19 protein-coding genes are annotated in these 23,954 nt (G+C 64.8%); 13 read left to right on the top strand and 6 right to left on the bottom strand.

Annotated elements, in window-relative coordinates; all coding sequences use genetic code 11:
• Positions 1 to 10 precede the first annotated feature (10 nt).
• The 4 genes from mltF to C9F12_RS19780 all read left to right on the top strand — a co-directional run bounded on the left by mltF (position 11) and on the right by C9F12_RS19780 (position 7,906).
• Positions 11 to 1,486, top strand: coding sequence for a membrane-bound lytic murein transglycosylase MltF (gene mltF / locus C9F12_RS19795; RefSeq protein ID WP_045991989.1), 1,476 nt, complete (start codon positions 11 to 13; stop codon positions 1,484 to 1,486).
• 14 nt (positions 1,487 to 1,500) lie between these two features.
• Positions 1,501 to 3,471, top strand: a complete 1,971-nt coding sequence (locus tag C9F12_RS19790) for a diguanylate cyclase (RefSeq protein WP_108449966.1) — start codon at positions 1,501 to 1,503, stop codon at positions 3,469 to 3,471.
• Positions 3,472 to 3,706: 235 nt separating this feature from the next.
• Complete coding sequence (locus tag C9F12_RS19785; protein ID WP_108449965.1) at positions 3,707 to 5,731, top strand: sensor domain-containing diguanylate cyclase; 2,025 nt, start codon at positions 3,707 to 3,709, stop codon at positions 5,729 to 5,731.
• Positions 5,732 to 5,851: 120 nt separating this feature from the next.
• On the top strand, positions 5,852 to 7,906 hold the full coding sequence (locus tag C9F12_RS19780) for a diguanylate cyclase (RefSeq protein ID WP_083970291.1): 2,055 nt from the start codon (positions 5,852 to 5,854) through the stop codon (positions 7,904 to 7,906).
• A gap of 86 nt (positions 7,907 to 7,992) precedes the next feature.
• Here C9F12_RS19780 and tadA read toward each other — a convergent pair whose 3' ends face one another.
• The gene (gene tadA, locus C9F12_RS19775; protein ID WP_045991988.1) at positions 7,993 to 8,445 is read right to left on the bottom strand and encodes a tRNA adenosine(34) deaminase TadA; all 453 of its coding nucleotides are present in this window, start codon (positions 8,443 to 8,445) and stop codon (positions 7,993 to 7,995) included.
• Positions 8,446 to 8,567: 122 nt separating this feature from the next.
• On the opposite strand from tadA, the gene C9F12_RS19770 reads away from it, so the two are divergent.
• Positions 8,568 to 9,383 carry an acyl-CoA thioesterase II gene (locus C9F12_RS19770; RefSeq protein WP_108449964.1) on the top strand — a complete coding sequence of 272 codons (816 nt, stop codon included), beginning with the start codon at positions 8,568 to 8,570 and terminating at the stop codon, positions 9,381 to 9,383.
• 173 nt (positions 9,384 to 9,556) lie between these two features.
• On the opposite strand, the gene C9F12_RS19765 is transcribed toward C9F12_RS19770, so the two are convergent.
• The 3 genes from C9F12_RS19765 to thpD all read right to left on the bottom strand — a co-directional run bounded on the left by C9F12_RS19765 (position 9,557) and on the right by thpD (position 11,264).
• Positions 9,557 to 9,910 (bottom strand): DUF488 family protein, encoded by a 354-nt coding sequence (locus C9F12_RS19765; RefSeq protein WP_108449963.1) that lies wholly within the window; start codon positions 9,908 to 9,910, stop codon positions 9,557 to 9,559.
• Between the two features lie 131 nt (positions 9,911 to 10,041).
• Complete coding sequence (locus C9F12_RS19760; RefSeq protein ID WP_108132360.1) at positions 10,042 to 10,251, bottom strand: hypothetical protein; 210 nt, start codon at positions 10,249 to 10,251, stop codon at positions 10,042 to 10,044.
• A gap of 89 nt (positions 10,252 to 10,340) precedes the next feature.
• Complete coding sequence (gene thpD / locus C9F12_RS19755; protein ID WP_108449962.1) at positions 10,341 to 11,264, bottom strand: ectoine hydroxylase; 924 nt, start codon at positions 11,262 to 11,264, stop codon at positions 10,341 to 10,343.
• A gap of 178 nt (positions 11,265 to 11,442) precedes the next feature.
• Here thpD and C9F12_RS19750 point away from each other — a divergent pair, with 178 nt between their 5' ends.
• The 8 genes from C9F12_RS19750 to C9F12_RS19715 all read left to right on the top strand — a co-directional run bounded on the left by C9F12_RS19750 (position 11,443) and on the right by C9F12_RS19715 (position 19,673).
• Entirely contained in the window at positions 11,443 to 12,189 is a 747-nt protein-coding gene (locus C9F12_RS19750) for a Crp/Fnr family transcriptional regulator (RefSeq protein WP_045991981.1), read from the top strand.
• Positions 12,190 to 12,467: 278 nt separating this feature from the next.
• Positions 12,468 to 13,169, top strand: coding sequence for a GntR family transcriptional regulator (locus tag C9F12_RS19745; protein WP_108449961.1), 702 nt, complete (start codon positions 12,468 to 12,470; stop codon positions 13,167 to 13,169).
• A gap of 74 nt (positions 13,170 to 13,243) precedes the next feature.
• Positions 13,244 to 14,452, top strand: a complete 1,209-nt coding sequence (locus tag C9F12_RS19740; protein ID WP_108449960.1) for a CoA transferase — start codon at positions 13,244 to 13,246, stop codon at positions 14,450 to 14,452.
• 52 nt (positions 14,453 to 14,504) lie between these two features.
• Entirely contained in the window at positions 14,505 to 15,797 is a 1,293-nt protein-coding gene (locus C9F12_RS19735; protein WP_108132357.1) for a TRAP transporter large permease, read from the top strand.
• A 68-nt stretch (positions 15,798 to 15,865) separates the two neighbouring features.
• Positions 15,866 to 16,912: a TRAP transporter substrate-binding protein DctP gene (gene dctP / locus C9F12_RS19730; RefSeq protein ID WP_108449959.1), complete on the top strand. Its 1,047-nt coding sequence runs from the start codon at positions 15,866 to 15,868 to the stop codon at positions 16,910 to 16,912.
• Between the two features lie 7 nt (positions 16,913 to 16,919).
• Positions 16,920 to 17,468: a TRAP transporter small permease gene (locus C9F12_RS19725; protein ID WP_108449958.1), complete on the top strand. Its 549-nt coding sequence runs from the start codon at positions 16,920 to 16,922 to the stop codon at positions 17,466 to 17,468.
• A 19-nt stretch (positions 17,469 to 17,487) separates the two neighbouring features.
• A complete protein-coding gene (locus tag C9F12_RS19720) occupies positions 17,488 to 18,435 on the top strand; it encodes a hydroxymethylglutaryl-CoA lyase (RefSeq protein ID WP_108449957.1) in 948 nt (315 codons plus the stop codon).
• Positions 18,432 to 19,673: an MFS transporter gene (locus C9F12_RS19715; protein ID WP_108449956.1), complete on the top strand. Its 1,242-nt coding sequence runs from the start codon at positions 18,432 to 18,434 to the stop codon at positions 19,671 to 19,673. Before C9F12_RS19720 ends, C9F12_RS19715 begins: the two co-directional genes overlap by 4 nt.
• Positions 19,674 to 19,785: 112 nt before the next feature.
• On the opposite strand, the gene C9F12_RS19710 is transcribed toward C9F12_RS19715, so the two are convergent.
• A complete protein-coding gene (locus C9F12_RS19710) occupies positions 19,786 to 20,724 on the bottom strand; it encodes a CorA family divalent cation transporter (protein ID WP_108449955.1) in 939 nt (312 codons plus the stop codon).
• A gap of 43 nt (positions 20,725 to 20,767) precedes the next feature.
• Positions 20,768 to 23,797: an EAL domain-containing protein gene (locus C9F12_RS19705; protein ID WP_162816536.1), complete on the bottom strand. Its 3,030-nt coding sequence runs from the start codon at positions 23,795 to 23,797 to the stop codon at positions 20,768 to 20,770.
• Positions 23,798 to 23,954: the final 157 nt, after the last annotated feature.

The following is a 23,954-nucleotide window of genomic DNA, read 5'->3' as shown; positions in this document are numbered from 1 at the left end:
GCGCTCCACCATGAGCGATTTTGCCCCGATGAAGGACGGTTTCCGTCATGCGCGGCGCCTGCGCATCCTTGCCGCCAGTGGCCTGGGCCTGCTGTGGGCGCTCTGGCCAACACCGCCCGGCCCCTCCTCAAGCGCTGCCCTGGAGCGAGTACTGGCACGTGATTTCATCACCGTGCACACCCGCAATACCCCCTTTACCTACTACGAGGGGCGCCAGGGACCTACCGGCTTCGAGTACGAACTGATGCGTCGCTTCGCCGACCGCCTCGGGGTCAGCCTGAACCTGAGCGATGACCACCATGTGCAGAGCGTGCTCGACGCGGTGCGCCACCAGGGCGACCTCGGCGCGGCCGCCCTGCCGCTGGACCCGCTGGCGGAAGGCCTGGTGTTTTCCCGCCCGATCCTGTCGATGCAGCCGATGGTGGTGTATCGCCGAGGACTGCAGCCGCCCAAGGCGCTCGATGACCTCAAGGACTGGAACATCGGCATCGCCAAGGGCACCGGCATCAGCCGCGTCATGCACGAATTGCAGCGCGAGCACCCTCGCCTCAGCTGGAAGGAAGCGGAAGACCTGGAGATCGCTTCGCTGCTCAGGCGCATCGAGGATGGCGAGCTGGACGCCGCGGTGGTGTACGCCCACCAGTTCCGCCTCAATCGTCTGTTCTTCCCCGAAGTGGAAGACGGCTTCGACATCGGCGAGCCGGTGACCATGGCCTGGGCCTTCTCCGGGAAAGACGGTCTGGCGCTGATCGAACGCGCCAATACGTTCTTCGACGAGCTTCGCGCAGACGGTGAACTCGACCGCCTCACCGCCCGCTACTTCGGTCATGACGACTATCTCGAGTACGTTGGCGCCCGGGTCTTCATCAACCACGTCAACAAGCGCCTGCCCCGCTTTGATGCCCTGTTTCGAGAGGCCGCCCGCGCGCAGCACTTCGACTGGAAGCTGCTGGCAGCGGTGGGTTATCAAGAGTCCCACTGGGACCCGGAGGCGACGTCGCCCACCGGGGTGCGTGGGCTGATGATGCTGACCAACGCCACCGCCGAGGAAGTCGGAGTATCGAACCGGCTGGACCCGGCCCAGAGCATCGAGGGCGGCGCACGCTATCTGCGCAGCGTCGAACAGCGATTGCCCGAGTCGATCACCGGTGAGGACCGCCTCTACATGGCGCTCGCGGCCTACAACGTGGGCCTCGGCCATCTGTATGACGCCCGTGACATCGCCCGGATGCGGGGTGGCAACCCGGATCTGTGGCGTGATGTGCGTGAGGCGCTGCCCCTGTTGCAGGAAAGCCAGTGGCACAGCAAGACACGCCACGGCTACGCAAGGGGTGGCGAACCGGTCATCTATGTGCAGAATATTCGCCGCTATCTCGAGATCCTCGACTACGTCGATCGCAGCCAGCAGCAGTTCCACCAGCTGAATGCCCGCCTGCCCGATCAAGCCGACGCCGAGATCTTCGAACTCGTGCCCCCCATGCCCTAGGACACCTTGCCTTCATGTCTCGAATTGCCCTGTCCATGACGCTGCTGGTCACCCTGCTGGCCACGGCAGGACTGATCGTCGATCCCTCGATGATCCAGGATCAGAGCCACAGCGCCAGCTGGACCCTGCTGCTGCTGACCGGCATCGGCCAGGCGATGTGGTACTGGCGTGGGGTGAGGATGTCGGTCGTGTGTCTGTTGCCGGTGCTGGCGATCCTGCTGCTGGGCCTGGCCAGCTACCTGCTGCCCGAAGCCCTGATCTCTTACGTCACGCTCGACCAATGGGCATCGCGGCTACCCGGGGTCCAGGGCCTCGACGATCTTCGACCGCCCTTGATGGAGCTGCTCATCCTGCTGGCGCTGACTGGCGGGCTGCTGGGACGCACCCGGGCGAGCCTGGCCGCCCCGCTGCTGCAGGCGCTGGCGGCGCTGTTACTGGTCACCGAAGCGCTGCTGGTGATCACCGACGAGATCCGCTCGCCGCAGAACCTGGCAGGCACCCCCGCCAGCATGCTGTTGCTGGCGCTGTTGCTGGTCGCCCAGTTCGTCGGCGTGGTCTCGGGGTGGCGCCACACCCGGATCAGCATCCTGCGCAGCCTGATTCCCTCGCTCGCCCTGGTGCTGGTCAGTCTGTTCGTCTGGAACCAGCAACGTGTGTACGTGGACCAGCAGCTTCAAGACGAGCTGCAGGGCGAATCGGATCGTCTGGCGACTCAGCTTGGCGCCGAGATAACGGCCCACCTGGAGGCAGTGAGACGTTTCGCCAGCTTCTGGAGCCTGCTGGAAGAGGCCCCCAGCGCCGAAGAGTGGGAGCGCCAGGCCGCCTTTTACCACCAGGACTTCAGCTACTTTCTCAACATCGCCTATATCGAAGCCGACGGTACCATCCGCCTTGTCCACCCACGCGATGACAGCAACCGGGCGATCATCGGCATCAATGCACTAGACGTGGACCGCCCCTACGTCGACGCACTGGCGAAGGCACTTTCCGACAACCAGGAGGGCCACACCGGCGTCGTGCCACTGCTGCAGGGGATGCCCGGCATGATCTACTACCTGCCGATCACCTCCCCCGACCAGCAGCGCGTCACCGGCGCTGCGGCCATGGTGCTCAGCCTCCCGGTGCTGGCCGACAAGCTCTACGCCGAGACCCTGCTGGACCGTGAGCATATCCGCATGCGCTTCGCCGTGGACGGTGACACCATTCGCGACTGGCCGACCAGCGAGTCGCCAGGCCCATGGACCATGCTGAGCCTGCTTGCCCTCGACGAACAAGAGCTGACCGTCGCCTTGAACGCCTCCACCGGCTACCTGCTAGGTCTGCGTTCGCGCCAGCCGGTGGCCAGTCTCAGCATCGGGCTGCTGCTGGCTTACCTGCTGTACATGGTGGTATTCGGCCACCACCGCATGTCGGTACAACACTCGTCGATGTACCGCTCCAACGAGGAGCTGCGCCGAGAGGTCCGCCATCGTACCGAACTGCAGCGTGAGGTGGAGTGGCTTGCCGGCCACGACGAGCTGACGCTGCTGCCCAACCGCCGCCTGTTCATGTCGACGTTGCGAGAACAGCAGGAGTGCCGCCCGCTGAGCGTTCTTCTGTGTGACATCGATCACTTCAAGAGCATCAATGACCAGCTCGGCCACCAGGCGGGGGACGAGGCGCTTCGTCGCTTCGCCCGAGTGGGACGCCTGGCGATGCCCGAAGGGGTGGTGCTGGCCCGTTACGGCGGCGAGGAATTCGTGGCCCTGCTGACCGGGGTGGCCGCGGACGAGGCCGTCGAGATCGCCGAATCCCTGCGCCAGAGCGTGATGAACTGCGGCGTTGAGCATGCCGATGGGCGCCCCATGACGGTGAGCATCGGCATCGCCAGCCACGGCGCCGGCGACCTGATCGCCGAAGACCTGCTCCATCGCGCGGACCTGGCACTTTATCGAGCCAAGCGACAGGGGCGTAATCGCATCGAGGCGTGCACGTCACCCGCCTGAGCTAGGCCTCGCGCGAATCTGGCGCGCGGCCTCAACACCCGGCGCCAACCAGACACCCACCTGCCCCTTCGATGTCCTTGATCTACATCAGGAAAGGCTCGGTTCCGCGCCCACTTGGCCGCATTTTCCAGCACAATCCCCCGAACGTCTATTCTTCTCGCTGATCGGTTCGGCGAAATATTTCGCTGACCACAACGCCCAACAACCGCCAGCTCCTCGCCTGGAAAGTGGGTACATGCTACGTCTCAGAATCCCGCTGACACTGTTGTCCCTGGCACTGTACATTGCGGGGCTCTGCGCCAGCCTCGCCGGGACTACCGCCTCGACCACCTTGCCCACCCTGGTCCTGGGCGGCTTGATCGGTCTTGCTCAACTGGCCTGGTATCGCCAGCGGCTGGGCTTGAGTCTGACGCTGGTGGTGGCGGTGTTGGCCGCTCTGCTGATCGGCGTGGCCGGCGAAACCCTGCCCCAGGGCTGGCTGTCTCTGGCGACTTTCGATCCACCGGCGCCGCTCGATACTGGCCACCCACGCCTTTCCTGGCAGTGGCCGGGGTTGGCCGACAGCCTGCTGCTGGCGTGCCTGGCCTTGAGTCTTGCCCTGCGCACCCGTGCCAGCCTGGGCACCCCCTTGCTGCACGCCATCGCCGTCCTGCTGTGGGGGACCCTGGCCTACCAGGTGACATCACCCGAGGCCTTGCCACCACTGACCCCACCCGCGGGGCCCTGGGCGCTGGCGGGCAGCGGGCTGCTGTTGCTGACCCAGTTCCTGGCGGTGGTGACCGGCTGGCGCCATAACCAGGCGAGCCTGTTGCGCGCCCTGGGCCCCGGTCTTCTTATTGCCACGGCAACGGTTCTGCTGTGGTGCCAGCAGGACAGCGAGGCCAATCGACAGCTATTCGAACGTGCCCAGCGGGAGACCGATCGCCTGTCGGCAACGATGACAGACCGCATCGACGACACCCTTCGAGCCATGCATCGCTTCCATCTGGTCTGGGAGATCGATCAACGCCTGCCCTCGGCATCGATGTGGCGCCACGAAGCCCAGAGCTTTATGAACGACTTCCCGGAACTGCCCCTGCTGGCCCTGATCGATCCCTCCGGACGGGTCGAGCACCTCTATCCCGACGACAACTGGCACCAGGCCTACCCGGGCATGCGCTTGCTGGATGGAGCCCTCGACCAGCCACTGATGGAAGTGCTGCAGCAGAGCTTTCACCAGCGCGACGCGGTGTCATCGGATATCCTGCCACTGCCCGATGGAGGCTGGGGCATCATCCACTTTCTGCCGATCCACACGGTGGATGGTGATCGGCTGCTGGGTTCGGTCGCCATGGTCTTCAGCCTCGACGCCTTAGCTTCCAATCTCCTGCCCGCGCTCGCCGATATACCGGACGCCATGACGCTGACATTGAAAGACGGCGACAGCACCCTATGGCGGGTACCGGCGTCAGCGACGAATTCGCCCTGGAGGCTCGTCAGCGACGTTCGTCTGCTGTCCCATACCCTGCACCTGGAGCTCAGCCCCAACCGCCGTTTGCTGGAGCACCTGAAGCTGCACTATCCGAGTTCAACGCTGTGCACCGGCCTGATCATGGCTCTGCTGCTCTACCTGCTGTTGTTCAGCCGCCATCGGCAGCGCCAGCAGCACCGCCAGATTGCCGATACCAATCTCGAACTACGCCGAGAGATGCGGCGTCGTTCACGCCTGCAGAAAAACATCGAATGGCTGGCAGGACACGACGACCTCACGGGCCTGGCCAATCGACGCACCTTTCTCGCCAGCCTGCCGACGAACGCCGGACAGAACCCTCTCAGTCTGCTGTTATGTGACCTCGACCATTTCAAGCGCATCAACGACCAACAAGGCCATCAAGCCGGAGACCAGGCACTCAAGCGCTTCGCCGCCTGCGCGCAGAAACTGCTTCCACAGGGTGGCGTGCTGGCCCGCTACGGCGGCGAGGAATTCGTGGTCTATCTGCCACAGGGCGATATCGCCTGGGTACATGCCTGGGCAGAACACCTGAGGCGAGAGGTGCAGGCCTGCGGCGTACAACACGAAGACGGCAGTCCCATGACGGTATGTATCGGCCTGATCACCCAGACCGACGGCCCCGTTGTGCCAAGGGACTTGCTGCATCGAGCGGATATGGCGCTGTATCGTGCCAAGCGGCTGGGCCGCAATCGGGTGGAGATCGCCGAGGCGAAGCCCGCTGCCGAGCCCAGCGAGGCCACAGAGCCCAGCGGTCTGTTGCACTCCTGACTCAGGTCAATCCCACTGGCGCGAGGCGGCGCACTTCTTCCTGAGCCTCGATCAACGCCTGGGTAAGCTGGTCGTAGCGCGGCCAGTCAGGCCGCGAGCCGCCAGGGTTGGAACGCCTGAATGTGGTACACCTCGACCCCCGTTGTTCGTCACTACCGGCTATTGAGCCAAGGGCTGACCCTGCTCGCCCTGGTGCTGGCAGTCGCCTCCCTCACTGTGCTCGATACTCGGGTAGCGTCTCTGCCGGCGAATCAGACGACCCTGGCGCTGGCCCTTATCGTCGCCATCGGTCAATGGCGATGGACACGCAAGGGGGTCTTCACCAGTGCCCTGGTGCTATGGCCACTGTGTCTGTGCCTGGTCACTCTGCTATTCGGCACCTGTGCACCGGAAGACTGGCTGTCACTGGAGCGCCTGTCCGAACCCTTCCGTTGGCTGACGACACCTTCGACTCTGCTGGACTGGCGCCCGCCGCTGGTCGAACTGGTCGTGCTGACGCTGCTGACCCTGGGGATACTGGCGCGCACGCGCTCGAGCCTGGGCGTCCCCTTGCTCCACATGTCCTGCTTGCTGCTGTTGCTGCTGGACCAGACACCACTGCATCACTGGCTGCCTTCAGCGGCACTGCTGCACGCCCACTCGCTCACCGTCACCGCCGTCCTCGGCCTGTTGCTGGCCGGCCAGTGGGTGGGCGTGGTAAGCGGCTGGCGTCCCACCCGCGACAGCCTCAGGCGTGGGCTTTGGCCTTCGACACTTCTGGTCGTGATGACCCTGGCGCTTTGGCAGTACCTGGAGATTCAGGCCGATGGCGAACTGCAATATCTAGGACAGCGCGAAGGCCGTGCCATGGAGGAACGCCTGGCTAGCGAATTCAATGACTTTCGACACTCCCTGCAACATTTGCAGGTTTTCCTCGAACAATCGCCGCTCCCGCCCTCTACCGAACGCTGGCAGCACCTGACGCGACCTCTTCGCGACCACTTTCCCTACCTTGCGACGCTGCGCTACGTCGAAGTGACCGGCGGCAATGTGCGAAGCCCCGCGACCACAGTCGTCCCCAGGCCCACTGATATGCCTCAACCTGCCGCGGTGCCCCCCCCGGAGGCCCAGATCACTACCCTCGCCATCGACGCTCCTGCACCGACGATGAAGATCACGCTCTCGCTACCGATTCGCCGTCCCGGTGGAAAGCTGCTCGGGCACTTGGCAGCGACCTTGTCACTGTCAGCCATGGCCGAGAATATGTATACGCATCCCCCCTCGGGGGCGGGGAGCCTGCAGGTCCGACTTACCTACCACAACCGTCTGATCAAGGAATGGCCCATGGAGGGGCATCCGGCCTCGTGGACAGTATCCGTTCCCCTCGACGCCATTCCCCTGCATCGACCCGACAATAAGGCGGCGACAGTCGACACAGCCTATCTACCGCTCGAGCTGACCTTGCGCCCCGATACCCGATTGCTGACGCGCCTGCGCAGCCGTCTTCCGGCTGTCACCCTGATGCTGGGTCTGCTGTTCAGCCAGTTCCTCTATCTGACATTGTTCAGCCAGCACCAGATGGCCTCCCAGCATCGTGCGCTTGCACGCTCCAACGGAGACCTTCGCCGCGAGGTCCGCACTCGCCATCGCCTGCAGCAGCAACTCAGCTGGCTCGCCGACCACGACGAACTCACCGGTCTGCCGAACCGACGTCACCTTCAGGCCACCGCCCAGACCTGGCGGGCGCGCTTGCCCCTGAGCGTTATTCTTGTCGACATCGACCACTTCAAGCGCATCAACGACTGCCTCGGCCATGCCGAAGGCGACAGAGTGCTCAAGGCGGTAGGTCGACTTGCACAGGAGACCCTGGGGGATGACGGCCTGCTGGGGCGCTACGGCGGGGAAGAGTTTCTGGTGATCATTCCCGAAGGACGGCTAGCCGAAGCCAGCGCTGTGGCCGAGCGTCTGCGGCGTGCCGTCCGACAGGCACCGCTGGCTCATCACGACGGCACGCCACTGACCATCAGCCTGGGGGTGGCATGCCAGGACCAGGCACCGCTAGATCTGGCACGCCTGATACAGCAGGCGGACCAGGCGCTCTATACAGCGAAGCACCAGGGACGCGACCGGGTCGAGCTTTTCGTGGATACCGTCGACGGCGCATCGGACCTGGACACACCGCCCTTCACCGCCTGAACGAGGCTCGAGGCCTGCAACGGGAGTCTTGAGTACCCTGTCTGCACCGCCGACGTTGCCTCAGTGCTTTGCGCTTCGGCAAAGGCTCATCGGCGCTCGGCAAAAAACGTCTTGAGCAGGCGAGAGGCTCGGCTCGCCAGCACCCCACCTTCGACCTCCACCTGGTGGAAGTGCCAGGGCTGGGCGAACAGGTTGGCTCGGGACTCGACCATGCCGGAACGAGGCTCCGCGGCACCGTAGACCAGACGCCGGATCCTGGCGTGGATGATGGCACCAGAGCACATCATGCAGGGTTCCAGCGTCACGTACAGCGTGCAGCCCTCGAGCCGATAGTTCGACAGGCTCACCCCGGCGTCCCTGAGCGCCTGAACCTCGGCATGGGCGCTGGGATCATGGCTCGCCACGGGGCCATTGGCGCCGCGTCCGATGATCTCTCCGGCCGCGTCCACCACCACCGCACCGACCGGCACCTCTCCTGCCTGGGCCGCCCGCTCGGCCAGTTCCAGCGCTCGATGCATGTAAAATTCGTCACTGCGCAAGGTGTTGCACTCCCGTACACTGAGCCCAGGCAAATGCTGAACCATTGTCGCGGGCACGGCAATCGCCACCGTGTCACCGCCATCGACTAGCCGGGCTACCCCGGCGCAAGGAGGATACGCGAATGTCGGACGCCTTGAAGGGTCTGGTAGACCTGCTGGGCCTGGAAATGCTGGAAGAGAACCTGTTTCGTGGACGCAGCCAGGACCTGGGGCTTCCCCAGTTGTTCGGCGGCCAGGTACTGGGCCAGGCGCTGTCGGCGGCCACCCAGACCGTCGCGGCGGAGCGTCAGGTGCACTCGCTGCACGGCTACTTCCTGCGTCCCGGCGACGCCGCCATGCCGGTGGTCTATCAGGTCGACCGCGTTCGTGACGGTGGCAGCTTCACCACCCGCCGCATCACCGCGATCCAGAAGGGCCGTCCGATCTTCTTCTGCAGCGCTTCCTTCCATGGCCAGGAACACAGCCTGAGCCACCAGGCCAGCATGCCCGCCCTCGAAGCAACAGAGCCCGGCGACAGCGACGAGATCCTGCGCTTCCCCGGCCACCCGATCGAATTTCGCCATGTGGAAGACACCGCCGAGGACGGCGCGCCCGCACGCAAGCGGTTGTGGTTCCGGCTCAATGGCGAGCTGCCCGATGACCCCGCTCTGCATCGCTACCTGCTCGCCTACAGCTCGGATTTCAACCTGCTGACCACCGCCCTGGTGCCCCATGGCATCCGTTTCGGCGACCCCAAGCTGCAGATCGCCAGCCTCGACCACTCGCTCTGGTTTCACCAGGACGTGGCCGTCAACGACTGGCTGCTGTACGACATGGACAGCCCCTGGGCCGGCGGCGCCAGAGGCCTGGCTCGTGGCAGTATCTACAATCGAAAAGGCGAACTGGTGGCCTCCAGCGCCCAGGAAGGCCTGACACGCCTGAGGGAGCCCCGGGGCTAGCGCACAGGGGGGCCATCAGGGACGCCTGGAAACCCCGCTAGCCGGGCTGGCGGTAGGCCCGGGGTGATCGAGAAGGTGGTGTCAAGCCGGTGTAGCTCAGCAGGTAGAGCAACGCATTCGTAATGCGTGGGTCGGAGGTTCGAGGCCGTGATGCCCGGTGGTCCGCCCGAATGTCACCCGGTCAGCATGGCCAGGTAGTCCTTGAGCACCACGGCGTTGTTGTGGGTCTCATCCTTCGAGGAAAACACCAAGGTGACCTTGTCCTGCTGGCTGCGCTCGGCCAGGGGTCTGAGCGTTTCCCGCTGCGCCTTCAGCTCAGCCAGATAGCGCTGACGAAACTCGCCCCAGCCCAGTGCTTCGCTGTGAAAGGCCTTGCGCAGGTCATCACTGGGGGCGGCCTCCTTGATCCATTCATCGATACGCGCCTCGTCCTTGGCGATCCCCCGCGGCCAGAGCCTGTCCACCAGCACCCGATAGCCGTCGTTGTTGGCGGGCGCATCGTAGGCCCGCTTGAGCTGAATCGTCATCGTGCCTCCACGTCCGAGAATGTGCTCCATCCTTAACAGACGCATGGCCCGGCCGTCACCCCATGTGGCTTTGGCACTCGCAGCCGATACAGAAGCCGATGCCGATCGTCAGACCAGGCGCCAGCACCCGACTATTCGAGGCGTTCGAGAATGGTGCAGGAGCAATCCCGCTCCCCGACCTCGTCGATCAGTACCCGATAGCGCGGCAGACGTATGTCGTCACCGTCACCTTCGACCAGGGCCGAGGTATCGATGATCTCGGCGGTGTTACCCGAGGACAACTGGTCCTCGGCTACCATGACCAGATCACGGGCAATCAGCAGGGTGTCGCCAATGTGCATGGGGGCTTCCTCTTGATGGCTCTTTTCTCTTGATGGGGAGCGGCCACGCCCAAGGGCGAAGCCATCTACCGACATTGGCTGGCACCGGATCATCCCAGTGCCGGCGTGCGCTCGCGCGCCGCTAAGTGCTCGGGCCGTGGGGACTTGGCGCCGAAGGGGGTGACCAGGCGGTTGTCGACGCTGTTATAGACGAAGAACAGGTTGGAGCGCGGCCACGGTGACAGGTTGCTGTTGGACGCATGCAGCGCGTTGCAGTCGAACAGCAGAATCGACCCGGCCGGCCCCTTGGGCGCCTCGATGCCCTGCTGTTCGATGATCGGTCCCAGCTGCTCTCGGGTGGGTACGCCGATGTGCTGCGCCTTGAGCGAGGTCTCCCAGTTCTGGTCCGGGGTGCGTCCCACGGTGGGGACAAACTGGCGATGGGAGCCCGGTACCAGCATCAGCGGTCCATTGAACTCGCCGTTGTCGGTGAGCATCAGCGAGACACTCAGCGCGCGCATGCCGGGCATGCCGTCTTCTGCGTGCCAGGTCTCGAAGTCCGAGTGCCAATCGAAGCCACTGCCCTGGAAGCCGGCCTTGTCGTTGATCCGCGACTGGTGCACGTAGACACCGCCCCCGAGCAGTTGCTCGACGATCTTCAGAAGCCGCGGCGAGCGAGTCAGGCGATCGAAGCGCTCGGACAATTCGTGCATGCCGAACACCGAACGAATGGCGCCTGAGACAGGATCGGTGATGACCTTGTCGCTGCCAGTCAGCTCGGGATCGCGCTCCATGGCGCTTAGTTCATCGAAGAAGGGCTCGATGTCGTCGGCCTCGAAGAAGCTGTCGAACCAGAGAAAGCCACGTTCTTCGAATGCGGCCAGCTCCTGCTCGTCGAGCGGCCCGGCCTGGCGCTGCTCGGGCGTCGCATGGACGACCGGGCAATGGCGAGCGATATTGCCCATTGGCGCGTCGAGCCGTGTGGGATAGCCATCATCCGAACGGATCGACAGTTGGTTGGGTGCGTAAGTCATGACTCCGCCTCCGTAACGATTCCAGAATGGATCGCCGTGACCGGAGACGCTGTGCCTTGACCGACCTCGGCGATGGACCCCCATCCTGGGCGTGTATCTACCGCGCCGACATAACCTGAGTTAACGTAAACCCCTAATACGCATTCTCCATCGAGCCTGTCGTGCAAGGAGCCTTGCCGTGTCGAACCGGGACAGCTGCATCGTCAAGCATTTTCGCCACTATCACCCGCTCAGCGATGGCGATCGCCAGCTGCTGGGCGCGCTCGAGAAGTCACCGCTGGAGGTCAAGGCCGGCGATAGCCTTTGGGAAGAACGCGATCCTGCCCAGGACTTCTTCACCCTGAGCCAGGGCTGGGCCTTCTCCTACCGGCAGCTGGAAGATGGCGCGCGCCAGATCCTGGAGGTCTACCTCCCCGGCGACGTGATCGGGCTACGCGAATACGCCTTTCATCAGCGGCTTACCGGCGTCCAGATGATCGAGGACGGCACCATCTGCCGCTTCCCCCACGCCCGTCTGACCGACATCTTTCAACAGTCGACCACCCTGACCTCGATCCTCTTCGCCATGGCCAGCCGCCAGCAGGTGCTGCTGACCGAGCGCCTGGTCAATCTGTCGCGACGCAGCGCCAGACAGAAGCTGGCTCACTTCATCATGGAAATGTACGAGCGCCTGGCCAAGACCGCCGGCCGGCAGGAAGACCACAGCATCCGTCTGCCACTGTCCCAGGAAATGCTGGCCGACGTGCTGGGGCTGAGTCCTGTGCACGTCAGTCGCACCTTCAGCGCACTCGACGAGGAGGGCCTGCTGCACCGAAACCGTCATCGTCTGCTGCTGCCTGATCCGGCCGCCCTGGCCGATGCCGGCCAGTTCGACGAACGCTACCTGGCCGACAGCGTCTTCGCAGCCAACGACGCGGTGGGCTAGGGCTTGTCTGAAAAGTGCCTGCGCTCGGTAATACGGCGTTAAAAATCGGCTGGTGCGCCAGCCCGGTCAAAATGCTCATTTACACCCCGTAAACTGCGCTTTCTCACCGATTTTTGCCTTGTCTAACCTTCGCTCGTCGACTTTTCGGACAGCGCCTAGGACTGGTCCACCACCGGGGAATCACCAGACGCTGCATGCAATTTCGACCAAAAGTCTAACTTCGCCCAGCCATAAAGCCCTCTACTCTTACGATTGTATGCAATGTAAGAGATTTCCTCGTGACTCCGACCACCCCGCTCGAAGCCAGCGGTGCCCGCACGGCCACCGCCCAGGTCCATGAAGCCATCAAGCAACGCATCCTCGACGGCGTCTATCGACCGCTCGAATTCGTGCGTGAGGCGGCGGTTGCCCGGGAGCTCGAGGTCAGCCGTACCCCGGTCCGCGAGGCACTGCGGGAGCTGGTCTCCGAGGGCTGGCTCGAGGCCATCCCCCATCAGGGCGCCAGGGTGACCGAGTGGACCGAAAAGGACGCTCGTGAAGTGTTCGAACTGCGCCTGGTACTCGAACCCATGGCGGTCGGGCTCGCCTGCCGACACATCGACGCTGGCACCCTCGCCCATCTGGACGACCTGGCCTCGCGCATGGAGGCCCTGACCGAGAGCCCCCTCGATGGTGCGGGCCACAGCGAACTGGCCTCGCTCAACCACGAGTTTCACCGCCTGTTGATCCATGCCAGCGACAACCAGCGTCTTGCCCAGATCCTCGAGAGCGTGGTGCGTACCTCGATCATCCGACGCAATTTCGCCAGCTACGACCGTTCGGCGCTCAAACGCAGCATGCAGCACCACCGCGAGATGCTGATCGCCATCGGCGCCGGCAACGCCGCCTGGGCGGAGAACGTGATGCGCGCCCATCTGCTGGCCGCGCGGGTATTGCACGTGACCGTCGACACCTCGACCGCGACCTCATCGCCCCCGTGATCCTCCCGGCGCGGCCCTTTTTTGCGTTTCACCCTTCATCTTCCACCCTCGACCTCTGACCACGGACCTCCAACATGAACGAGCTTATCGCCTCACTCCCGCTGGACGACCTCAAGGTGCTCGAACTCGGCCAGCTTATCGCCGGGCCCACCTGCGGCCAGGTACTGGCCGACTTCGGCGCCCAGGTGGTCAAGATCGAGCCACCGGGCAAGGGCGACGCCATGCGCCAATGGGGCCAGACCGACGAGAGCGGCGAACCGCTGTGGTGGAACGTGATCGCCCGCAACAAGCAGTCGCTGACCCTCGATCTGCGCAAGCCCGAGGGCCAGGACCTGCTGCGGCGCCTGGCGGCCAAGGCCGATGTGCTGATCGAAAACTTCCGCCCCGGCACCATGGAGCGCTGGGGCCTGGACTACCAGAGCCTGTCGGCCGACAACCCGGGGCTGATCATGGTGCGGGTCACCGGCTTCGGCCAGGACGGTCCCTACGCGTCGCGTGCCGGCTTCGCGGCGGTGTGCGAAGCCATGGGCGGGCTGCGCTACATCAGCGGCTACCCGGACCGCCCCCCGGTCAGGGTGGGGATTTCGCTGGGCGACACCCTGGCCGGGGTCCAGGGCGCCATGGGCGCGTTGCTGGCGCTGCACCAGCGCGAGAAGACCGGGCGTGGCCAGGTGGTGGACAGTGCCATCTTCGAGGCGGTGATGGCGATGATGGAGAGCCTGATCCCCGACTACGCCCGGGCCGGCAAGATCCGTGAGCGCGCAGGCAGCTTCCTGCCCAAGATCGCGCCGTCCAACGCCTATCCCGCCAGGGACGGCCGGGACGTCATCATCGGCGCCAATCAGGACACCGTCTTCCGCCGGCTGTGCGAGGCCATGGGTCAGCCCACCCTGGCCGATCATCCGGACTATGCCGACCATCGCGCGCGAGGCGAGAACCAGCAGGCCATCGACGAGCTGATCGCCGCCTGGACCGCCCACCACGATGCCCAGCATATCGTCGACCTGCTGGCCGACGCCGGTGTCCCGGCGGGCCTGGTGTACACCGCCAAGGACATGCTCGAAGACGAACACATCAAGGAGCGCGGCTCCATCGTCGAGGTGCCGGACCGCCACGGCAAGCCGCTGCCGATGCAGAACGTCTTTCCGCGGCTGTCGCAGACGCCTGGCAAGGTACGCCAGGTCGGTCCGGCCCTGGGCGAACACACCGAGGCGGTGCTCGGCGACTGGCTGGAACTCGACCACAACAGCATCGACGCCTTGCGCAAGGACAGCGTGATCTAGCACCGCCAACCAGCGACCACTCTGCCGACAACAACAACCTAGAGGCTCTTGCATGGAACCCCTACTCGTCCTGGCGCTGCTGATCGTATTGATCGCCGTCGGCCTGCCGATATTTCTGTCCCTGGGGCTGGCCGGGCTCGCCGGCCTGTACATGGCCCGGGGCTCCATGGCGTTCTTCTTCGCGCCGTCATCGCTGTTTGGCCAGCTCAATGCCTTCGAATTGATCGCCCTGCCGCTGTTCATATTGATGGGCAACCTGCTCGGCGCGACGCCGGTGGGCAACAACCTGTTCCAGGCGGCGGTGAGGTGGCTGCACTGGCTCAGGGGTAGCCTGGCGATCTCCTCGGTGGGCGCCTCGGCGGTGTTCGGCGCGGTGTCCGGGGTGAGCCTGGCCGGCGTCGCCGCGGTCGGTTCGATCGCCGTACCGCAGATGCTCGAGCGCGGCTACAGCCGCTCGCTGGCCGCCGGTGCGGTGGTCAGCGCCGGCGCCCTGGCGATGCTGATCCCGCCCAGTGTGCCCTTCATCATCTATGGCGCCGTGGCCAGCGTATCGGTGGCCGACCTGTTCATCGGCGGTATCGTCCCCGGGGTGGTACTGGCCCTGGCGCTGTCGCTCTACATCTTTATCCGGGTGAGTCTGAAGCCCGAGGAAGCGCCCAGCGTCGAGCAACGCTTCAGCTGGCGCGAGCGCTTCGCCAGCCTTGCCCACATCTGGCACGCCGCCCTGCTGGTGCTGGTGGTGCTTGGCTCTATCTATTCTGGACTGGCCACCCCCAGCGAGGCCGCCGGCATCGGCGCCTTCGGCGCCTTCGTGATCGCCGCGCTGATCTTCCGCTGCCTGACGCTTGCCTCCTTCGGCCGCATCCTGGCCAGCACCGCGCGAGTCAGCGGCGCCATCCTGCTGATCATCGGCTGCGCCAAGATCTTCGGCGACTACCTCAACATGGTGCGGGTGCCGCAGCTACTGACCGAATCGCTGACCGCCTCGGGCCTGCCGGACTGGGCGATCCTGCTGGCGGTCATGCTGCTGCTGATCCTGCTCGGCATGATCGTCGATGCGGTCTCGCTGATCGTGGTCACCACGCCGGTGCTGCTGCCGCTGATCCAGGCCATGGGCTATGACCCCCTGTGGTTCGGCATCGTCATGGTGCTGAACCTGGAGATCGCGGTGATCACCCCGCCGGTAGGGCTCAACCTCTACGCGCTCAGGGGGGTCTGCCCGGAGCTGTCGGTGGAGGAGATCATCAAGAGCGCGCTGCCCTTCGTGGCGGTGCAGTTCCTGGTGCTGATGCTGTTCGTGTTCTTCCCCAGCATCAGCCTGTGGCTACCGAGCCTGATGCACTGAAGGGGCCCCGATTCACTCGCCCCGCTGGCCAGGGGCAACAACGACAATGACAAGACGGAGACATTCCCATGAACCTGACCCGCCGCCAACTGCTCAAGACCACCGCCTTCGCCACCGCAGGGGCCTCGCTGCTGGGCCCCCAGGCGCTGATGCCACGCCATGCCCGCGCCGCCACCACCTTCACCGGCGTGACCTACCTGCCACCGTCCTACAAGGCGCTGACCTACGGCTCCGCCGGCTTCGTCAACTACCTGCGCGACAACGGCGGCGACGTGCTCGAGGTCGATTTCTACGACTCGGGCCAACTGCTCAAGGCCGACGAACAGCTTCCCGCGCTGCGCTCGCGCAATATCGACTTCATGTTCCACACCACCTCCTACATCACCCGCTCGCTGCCGATCCTCGGCATCACCGGGCTGCCCGGTGTCGTCGGCGAGCTGTACCGCCACCCCGAGCGGCTGCGTCAGGGCAGCCCGCTGTTCGACCTGATCAATGAGGAGCTGGCCAAGGAAAACCTCTACATGCTGACCTCCGGCGGCGGCATCCTCGAGCCCGAGTACATCTGGAGCACCCAGGACAACGCGGTGCGCAGCCTCGAGGACATTCGCGGCAAGAAGGTCAGGGTGGTCAGCTTCGAGGCCACCTCGGCGCTGGAGCCCTACGACATCGGTGCGGTGCGCATTCCTTCGTCAGAGACCTACATGGCGCTGCAGCGCGGTACCGTGGACGCCGGCGTGTTCAATATCTCCACCATCATCGGGCGCAGCCTGCAGGAGCAGGTGGACGTGTGCTACCAGCTGCCGATCACCGGCTTCTCGGTGGCGCCCTTCATGCTGCGTGACCGCTGGGACAGCCTCGACGACGACAGCCGTGCGATCCTCGAAGATGCCGCCCGCTGGTACGACGAGAACTTCATCAGCCACTGCAACGACGATATCTATCCCAACGAGTACTGGCCCCAGGTGCGCGAGGAGAACGTCGAGATCATCGCCCCCAGCGACGAGGATCTGGCCGCCTTCAACGAGGCCACCCACAAGGTATGGGACCACTGGAAAGGCGAGGTCGGTGAGGAACTCGGCGAACGTGCCATCAAGCTCGCGCTGGGACAGGCCTGAGGTCGCCATGAAAGCGCACGCACAGAGGATCCCCCTCAAGGGCTGGGATGGCGTACTCGCCATCCTGCGCCTGGCCTCGATGGCGGTGCTGGTGTTCATGACGGTGTCGATCTGCTACGACACTGTCATGCGCTACGCCTTCTCCGCCCCCACCCACTGGAGCCTGGAGATCAACTCCTTCCTGCTGGTGTATCTGGCGGTGATGGGCGCCGCCGAGGCCCAACGCTTCGACGCCCATATCCGTATCACCTTCTTCAAGGACAAGCTTCCCGCCAAGGCGCGTCGGGTGCTGGAAGTGTTCACTGGTCTTGCCGGGATGACGTTCTGCGCGATCCTCGCCTGGCGCGGTTATCTGATGGCGGCCCAGGCCTTCGAGTACGGCGAACGGGTGTCCAGCGCCCTCGGCACCCCCATGGGCATCCCCTACGCGCTGCTGCCGATCGGCTTTACCGCACTCGGCCTTCAGTTTCTGATCGACACCCTGGCGAGCCTTTCCCGCGGAGCCCCACTGCCGCCGCCGGACGGCTCCGATCACATCGATGCCACCCACCCTTGAACCCGACGGAGACTCCCGCATGACCACCTCGTCACCCGCCCCGATCGAACTGGTCGAGGTCGCCCCGCGCGACGGCTTCCAGTCGATCGCCGATCCGCTGCCGACAGAGCGCAAGATCGAGGTCATCCAGGCGCTGCTCGACGCCGGCATCCGACGCATGGAGATCGGCTCCTTCGTCAGCCCCCGGGCGATTCCGCAGATGGCGGACACCGGCGAGCTGATCCGCGCCTTCGCCCATCGCCGCGATGTGAGATTCTCCGCGCTTGTTCCCAACCTCAAGGGAGCCGAGCTTGCGCTTGAACACGATGTCAGCGAGCTGGTCTACGTGGTCTCGGTGTCCGAGGCGCACAACCGCAATAATGTGCGCCAGTCGGTGGATGAATCGTTGGCGGCCTTCGCCCGTGTGGTCGAGGCGGTGCGCGCCAAGGGCAACACCGCCCTGCGCCTGGACCTTGGCACCAGCTTCGACTGCCCCTTCGACGGCAGAGTCGACTGGCGCCGGGTCGATGAGGTGCTCACTAAGGCGCTCGCCATCACCGGCGAGTTGCCGGTGGAAGTCGCCCTGTGCGACACCACCGGTCGCGCCACACCCTTCCAGGTGGCGGACCACTTCACCGAGCTGACCGAGCGCCACCGATCTCCCGCCCTGTCCTGGGCGTTCCACGGCCACGACACCTTCGGCATGGGCGTGGCCAACGCCCTGTTCGCGGCCCGCCACGGTGCCACCGCACTCGACGCTGCCTGCGCCGGCCTCGGCGGTTGTCCCTTCGCTCCGGGGGCCACCGGCAACACCGCCAGCGAAGACCTGGTCTACGCCCTGCAGGGGGGCGGGATGGCAGGTGACATCGATCTTGGCGCGCTGTTGCACGCGGCCGACTTGATCGCGGCACTGCCCGGCGGCACGACCGAAAGCCACCTGCGCCGGGTACCGCGTGAGGGCCTGGCCGGGGCAGACGCGGGGGCATGAACCAGCAGACGGCGCCCTCTCCAGCTCCCTCTTCACCACCCTCACCGCCTCCTCAGGTCGGTATCGCCCTGCTGGCAACGACCCTGGTGCTGGCCTTCTCGTCGCTGGTGGCGCTGTTTCCCTCGGCGATCGCGCCGACCCTGGCGGACTCGCTGGGGGTTTCCACCGCCACCGTAGGTATCCAGGTCAGCCTGATCTTCGGTGGCGCCATGCTGACCTCGCTGGTCGGCGGGCCGCTGACCCGACGCTATGGCCCCTGTCGAGTCAGCCAGCTGGCGCTGGGGCTGCTTGGCGGCGGCGCGGCGCTGCTGACCCTGCCGTCGCTGGCCACCTTCGCCCTGGCCTCGCTGATCGCCGGGCTCGGCTATGGCCTGACCAACCCCTCCGCGTCGCTTTTGCTGTTTCGGGTTACTCCGCGTCACCGCCAGGGCCTGGTGTTCTCGCTCAAGCAGACCGGGGTGCCCTTCGGTGGCGTGCTGGCGGGCCTTGTCGCCCCCGCCCTGGCGCTGGCCATCGGCTGGCAGGCGGCTCTGGGCTGCCTGTTCCTGGTCGCCGTCATCGGTATTCTGCTATTGCAGTTGCAGCGCCATCACTGGGACCGCGAGCGCGACCCTCGCACTCCTTGGCTGACCACGCCCCTGGCCGGTCTCCAGGTGGTCTGGCAGCGCCCGGCGCTGCGCTATCTGGCCCTCTTGAGTCTCTGCTTTTCAGCCATCCAGCTATCGGTCTCGGCCTTCACCGTGGCGCTGCTGGTCGAGGATCTGGGCGTCGGCCTGGTCGTCGCCGGCGCCACCATGTCCGCGGTCCAGGTCTTCGGCATCTTCGGCCGAGTGCTGTGGGGCCTTGTCGGCGATATCCTCGACGATCGCCTGATCACCCTGATGGGGCTGGCCTGCCTGAGCGCCGGTAGCGGCCTGGCCATCGCCACCATGGACGCCGACTGGCCGCGCTGGGCAATGGTCGCGGTGCTGTGCCTCATGAGCCTGTCGGCGCTTGGCTGGAACGGCGTGTTCATGGCCGAGATCACCCGTCTGGCCCCCGCCGAACGGGTGGCCGACGCCGCCGGCGGTTGCCTGGTGCTGACCTACAGCGGGGTGCTTGTCGGGCTACCCCTGCTGGGTGCGCTACATGGGCTGTTCGGCAGCTATACCGCCCTGTTCGGGCTGTTGGCAGGACTTTCCCTGGTGGGCCTTGGCTTTCTGCTGAAGGCGCGACGGGCCATCGCCGCTCCCGGCTAACCGTCGACGCGGTGTGACCAGCGTTCGGCGGCCAAAGGTCGCTGAAGCGGCTGGTTCAAGCGGCAGGCTCAAGCGGCTGGCTCAAGAGGCTGGCTCAAGTGGCTGACGGGGCCTAGATAAAACGCCAGCGCTTGAGCACCACCAGCTCCACCGCCACCAGCACCACCATGAAGGTGCAGAACAGGGCGAAGGACATGGGATTGTCGACGCCAGGCATGCCGCCGATATTCACGCCCAGCAGGCCGGTCAGAAAGCTGATCGGCAGGAAGATGCCGGAGATGATCGACAGCAGGTAGGTGTTGCGGTTGACCTTTTCGGTGTGCTGGTGGGTCTGGTACTGCTGAACCATGCCTACGTGCTCAAGATAGAAGTCCACCGACTCGTTGATTCGCTGGATGGTGTCGCGGGCATTGGCCAGATCGAATCGATCATCGGCAAGCAGCGGTGGCAGGCTGTCGATCATCGCTTCAATGGCGTAGCGCTGGGGCTTGAGGAAGCGACGCAGCTTGATCAACCGCTTGTTCAGCGACATCAGGACGGCGTTGTCGGCCTCAGGCTCTTCTTCCTGGGCGGCGATGGTGGCGTCGAAGGGCTCGACGAAATCCTCGATGCGCTCGTGGAGCTTTTCGATGATATCCACCACCACTGCTCCCAGATCGTCAGGCCCCTTGCCCTGCTCGAGCTCACGGCGTATGTCGGCGATGGCCCGGGAAGGCAGCTTGCGGGTGGAAATCAGCACCCCATCGTAATAGAGGATGCGGATACTGAGCATGTCGTCGGGCTGCTCGCCCTGGTTGAGGTTGACCCCACGCAGAATCAACAGGAAGTTGCCTTTGCCCAGAGATTCGAAGCGCGGCCGGGTGTCCTCGGCCAGCACGCCGTCGATGGCGGATTCGGGGATTCCTGCCAGCTCGAGGCGCTCGCAGGTGGCTTCGGCATCCCGCTGAAAGTGGTACCAGGCGCCTGCCTGAAGCGGGCCAGGCGCTGGCTCGGGCAACTGGCGGACTTCCTGGCCAAACGACCAGGCGTCGATGAAAAAAGGCGCGGTCATGCAGGCTCCATCAGGTGTTCGTCTGGCGGGCCGCGCCCGCCGCTTACAAGGTCGAGAAATCAAGCTCGGACAGCGGCGCCGGCTGTCCGTACAGAAAGCCCTGGTAACGGTGGCAACCGTGTCGATGAAGCCAGTCCCGCTGCTCCGCTGACTCCACTCCCTCGGCAATCACATCAAGCCCCAGGCTGCGCGCCAGAGCAATGGTGCTTGCCACGATGGCGGAGCTGGTGGCGTTGTCGAGCACGTCGCGAACGAAGGACTGGTCGATCTTCAGCTCGTCCAGCGGCAGACGCTTCAGATAGGCCAGCGACGAGTAGCCGGTGCCGAAGTCGTCCAGCGCGAAGGTCACGCCCAGTGCCTTGAGCCGCGTCATGGTGCGTTCGACCCCGTCGCGATCCGCCACGAACAGCGACTCGGTTACCTCAAGCTTGAGACGCCGGGCCGGCGCCCCGGTGCGCGCGAGGATATCACTGACCCGGGCAACGAAGCCGGGATCCTGAAACTGCCTGGGACTGACGTTGACCGACACGGTCCTGGTGGTGTCATCACCCTGCTGCACCCAATCCACCAGCGTCAGGCAGGCCTGCTCGATGACCCAGAGACCGAGTTCGTGGATCAGAGGGCGCTCCTCGGCCAGCGGAATGAACTCGGACGGCGGAACGAGGCCCCTGTCGGGGTGTCGCCAGCGGATCAGCGCCTCGACCCCGGTGACACAATCAAGCTGATCGACCTGCTTCTGGTAGACCAGATACAGCTCAGAGCGCGCCAGCGCGCCAAGCAGGTCTTCGTATAGCTGAGCACGCTGCTGCATCCGTCGCTGCATCCCCGGGTCGAAGAAGCAGACGTCGCTGGCGGTCTGACTCTTGGCCTGGAACAAGGCCATGTCGGCCTGCTGCAACAACCGTTCGCGAGAGACCTCGTCGCGAAACGGACTGATACCGACGCGCGCATTCGGCGACACCGGACGTCCTTCGATCCAGACCGGCATATCCAGCGTGTTCAGCAGCTTGCGAGCAACGGTATCGGCCACGCGCACCGCGGTCTCGAGTTCCACGCCCACGCCTTCGAGGACCACCACGAACTCATCGGCGCTGAGGCGTGCCAGAGTATCCTCCTCGCGCAATACCGACTCGAAGCGACGGGCGGCTTCTCTGAGCAGCTCGTCACCGCCGTGGTGGCCGAGGGTATCGTTGACCTGCTTGAAGTTATCGAAATCAATGAGCAACAGCGCTCCGTAACAGCCATGCCGCTGACAACGTTCCAGTTTTTCGCCGAGTCGATCGAGCAGCAGGCGTCGATTGGCCAGGCCCGTCAGCGGGTCGAAGAAGGCAAGCTGATGAATTTCTTCCTCCGCTGCCTTGCGCTCGGTGATGTCGCTGAGCGTCGCCACGTAGTTGCGCAGCTGCCCCCGCTCGTCACGCACCGCGCTGATGGTCAGCCATTGAGGATAGATGTCTCCGCTCTTGCGACGATTCCAGATCTCGCCCTGCCAGGCACCGGTATCGCCGATCCGCTGCCATAGCTGTCGATAGAAGTGTTCGTCATGTCGCCCCGAGCGCAGGATGTCTGGGCGACTCCCCTGGACCTCGTCTTCGCGATAGCCGGTGATGTCGGTAAAGGTCCGATTGACCTTGAGAATGCGGCCATCGACATCGGTGATCATCATGCCCAGGTGGGTCTCGAAGGCTACCGCGGCGATGCTCATATTGGCCTGATGCAACCGCTCCAGGGTGACATCACGCACTACCAGCAGGACACCGTCATGCTCCCCGTCACCGCTGAGCAGCGGACTGATCAATGCACTGAAGTCACGTGGGCCGCCACCTACGCTCAGAGAATAGTCCAGCCGACGTACTTCACCGCTGGCCGCCACCTCGGCCAGCGCCCCGTCCAGACGTCTGGCGATGTCAGGCGGCAGAAAGGCGCGGTAGTGGCTGCCGACCAGGACCTCCGGTGGTGCCAGCAGCAAGGCTTCGTCTCCGGCATGGACGAAGGAGAAGTGGCCACCGCGATCCAGCACCAGCACGAGGTCCTGCATGGAACCGATCAACGCCTTCAAGCGAGCTTCACGGCGGTGGGCGGCCTGTTCGGCGCGTTGCCGTTCGACCACCTCCCCCTGCAACACCAGCTGGGCACGCCCCTGCGCCAGCACGTGACGCAGCAACCATAATCCGAGCAGGGCCAGCAACGCCCCCAGCACTACCAGTGGCCACAGGCGCTGGCTCCAGCCGGACAGCAACGCCTCGTGACTGTAGCCCAGCACCAGCCACAGAGGCAGTTCGGCCACTCGCCTCGCCACGAACAACCGCTCCTGACCGTCCATTGGAGATACCTGGCGGAAGTGAAGCGTATCCGGCGAGTCCGCTGTCAGCGATCGACTTCCCGCCTGCGACACCAATTCTCCCGGCGCCAGCCCAGCCGCAGGCACGCGGACCACCAGTCGTGCCTCGCTGTCGACCAGGGCGATGCTTTCTCCCTGCATCAGGCCGAACCCCTTGATCGCTTCCGCCAAGGGCCCGGGGTCGATCGATGCCATGGCAACATGCATCTGAGTGGTCTCTGCCGTGCTCCGTTGCACCAGGGTCATGCGATATTCGCCGGCAGACGGCGAATAGTGCAGAGACGAGACCAGGGTCTCTCCCCTCCTCAATCCGGCCAACTGTCGAAGAAACGCATCCTGGGGCAACCAACCCTCGAAAAAGCGAGCTTCTGCGCTTGTCGGGTCCGAGAGGATCGCCAGGTCTTCTACCAGGGGAAGGGACCTGGTTCGCTCCCTGAGCAAGGGTGCCATCGGCGGCCCATTGCCGGCAGGATTGATCATTTCATCGAGAGCCAGTAGCCCGGCAAGCGCGTGAGTCGCGACATCAAAAGGCTCGGCCACCAGCGCCTCGACCACCTCCGCTCGCGCGTCGAGACGTTGCTCCACACGCTCCACCTCGGCCAGATACTGGCCCCTGAGGGTCCACACGATGCCGGCGACCAGCAGCATCAAGGCGGTCACATAGAGCGCAATGGCACGACGACGCCCCGAGTCGGACGCATTCGTCACAAAGGGGGATGGATCAACTGACACGGACACGTCGTCGTTTCGCCTCTAGAGCATTCATGTGGAAGGTGCGCATCCAGATTCCGTCGACTGTCTTGGGCATGGACGAGTGATCATAGCCAACCCTGCACTACTTGCGCAGTACTTGCGCACCACTCGCGCATTAAACCGCCTAGTTTCTTGA

Source organism: Halomonas sp. BN3-1 (genome assembly GCF_003056325.1).
In the GTDB taxonomy this organism is placed as follows: domain Bacteria; phylum Pseudomonadota; class Gammaproteobacteria; order Pseudomonadales; family Halomonadaceae; genus Halomonas; species Halomonas litopenaei.
This window is presented reverse-complemented; position numbering and strand designations above follow the sequence as displayed.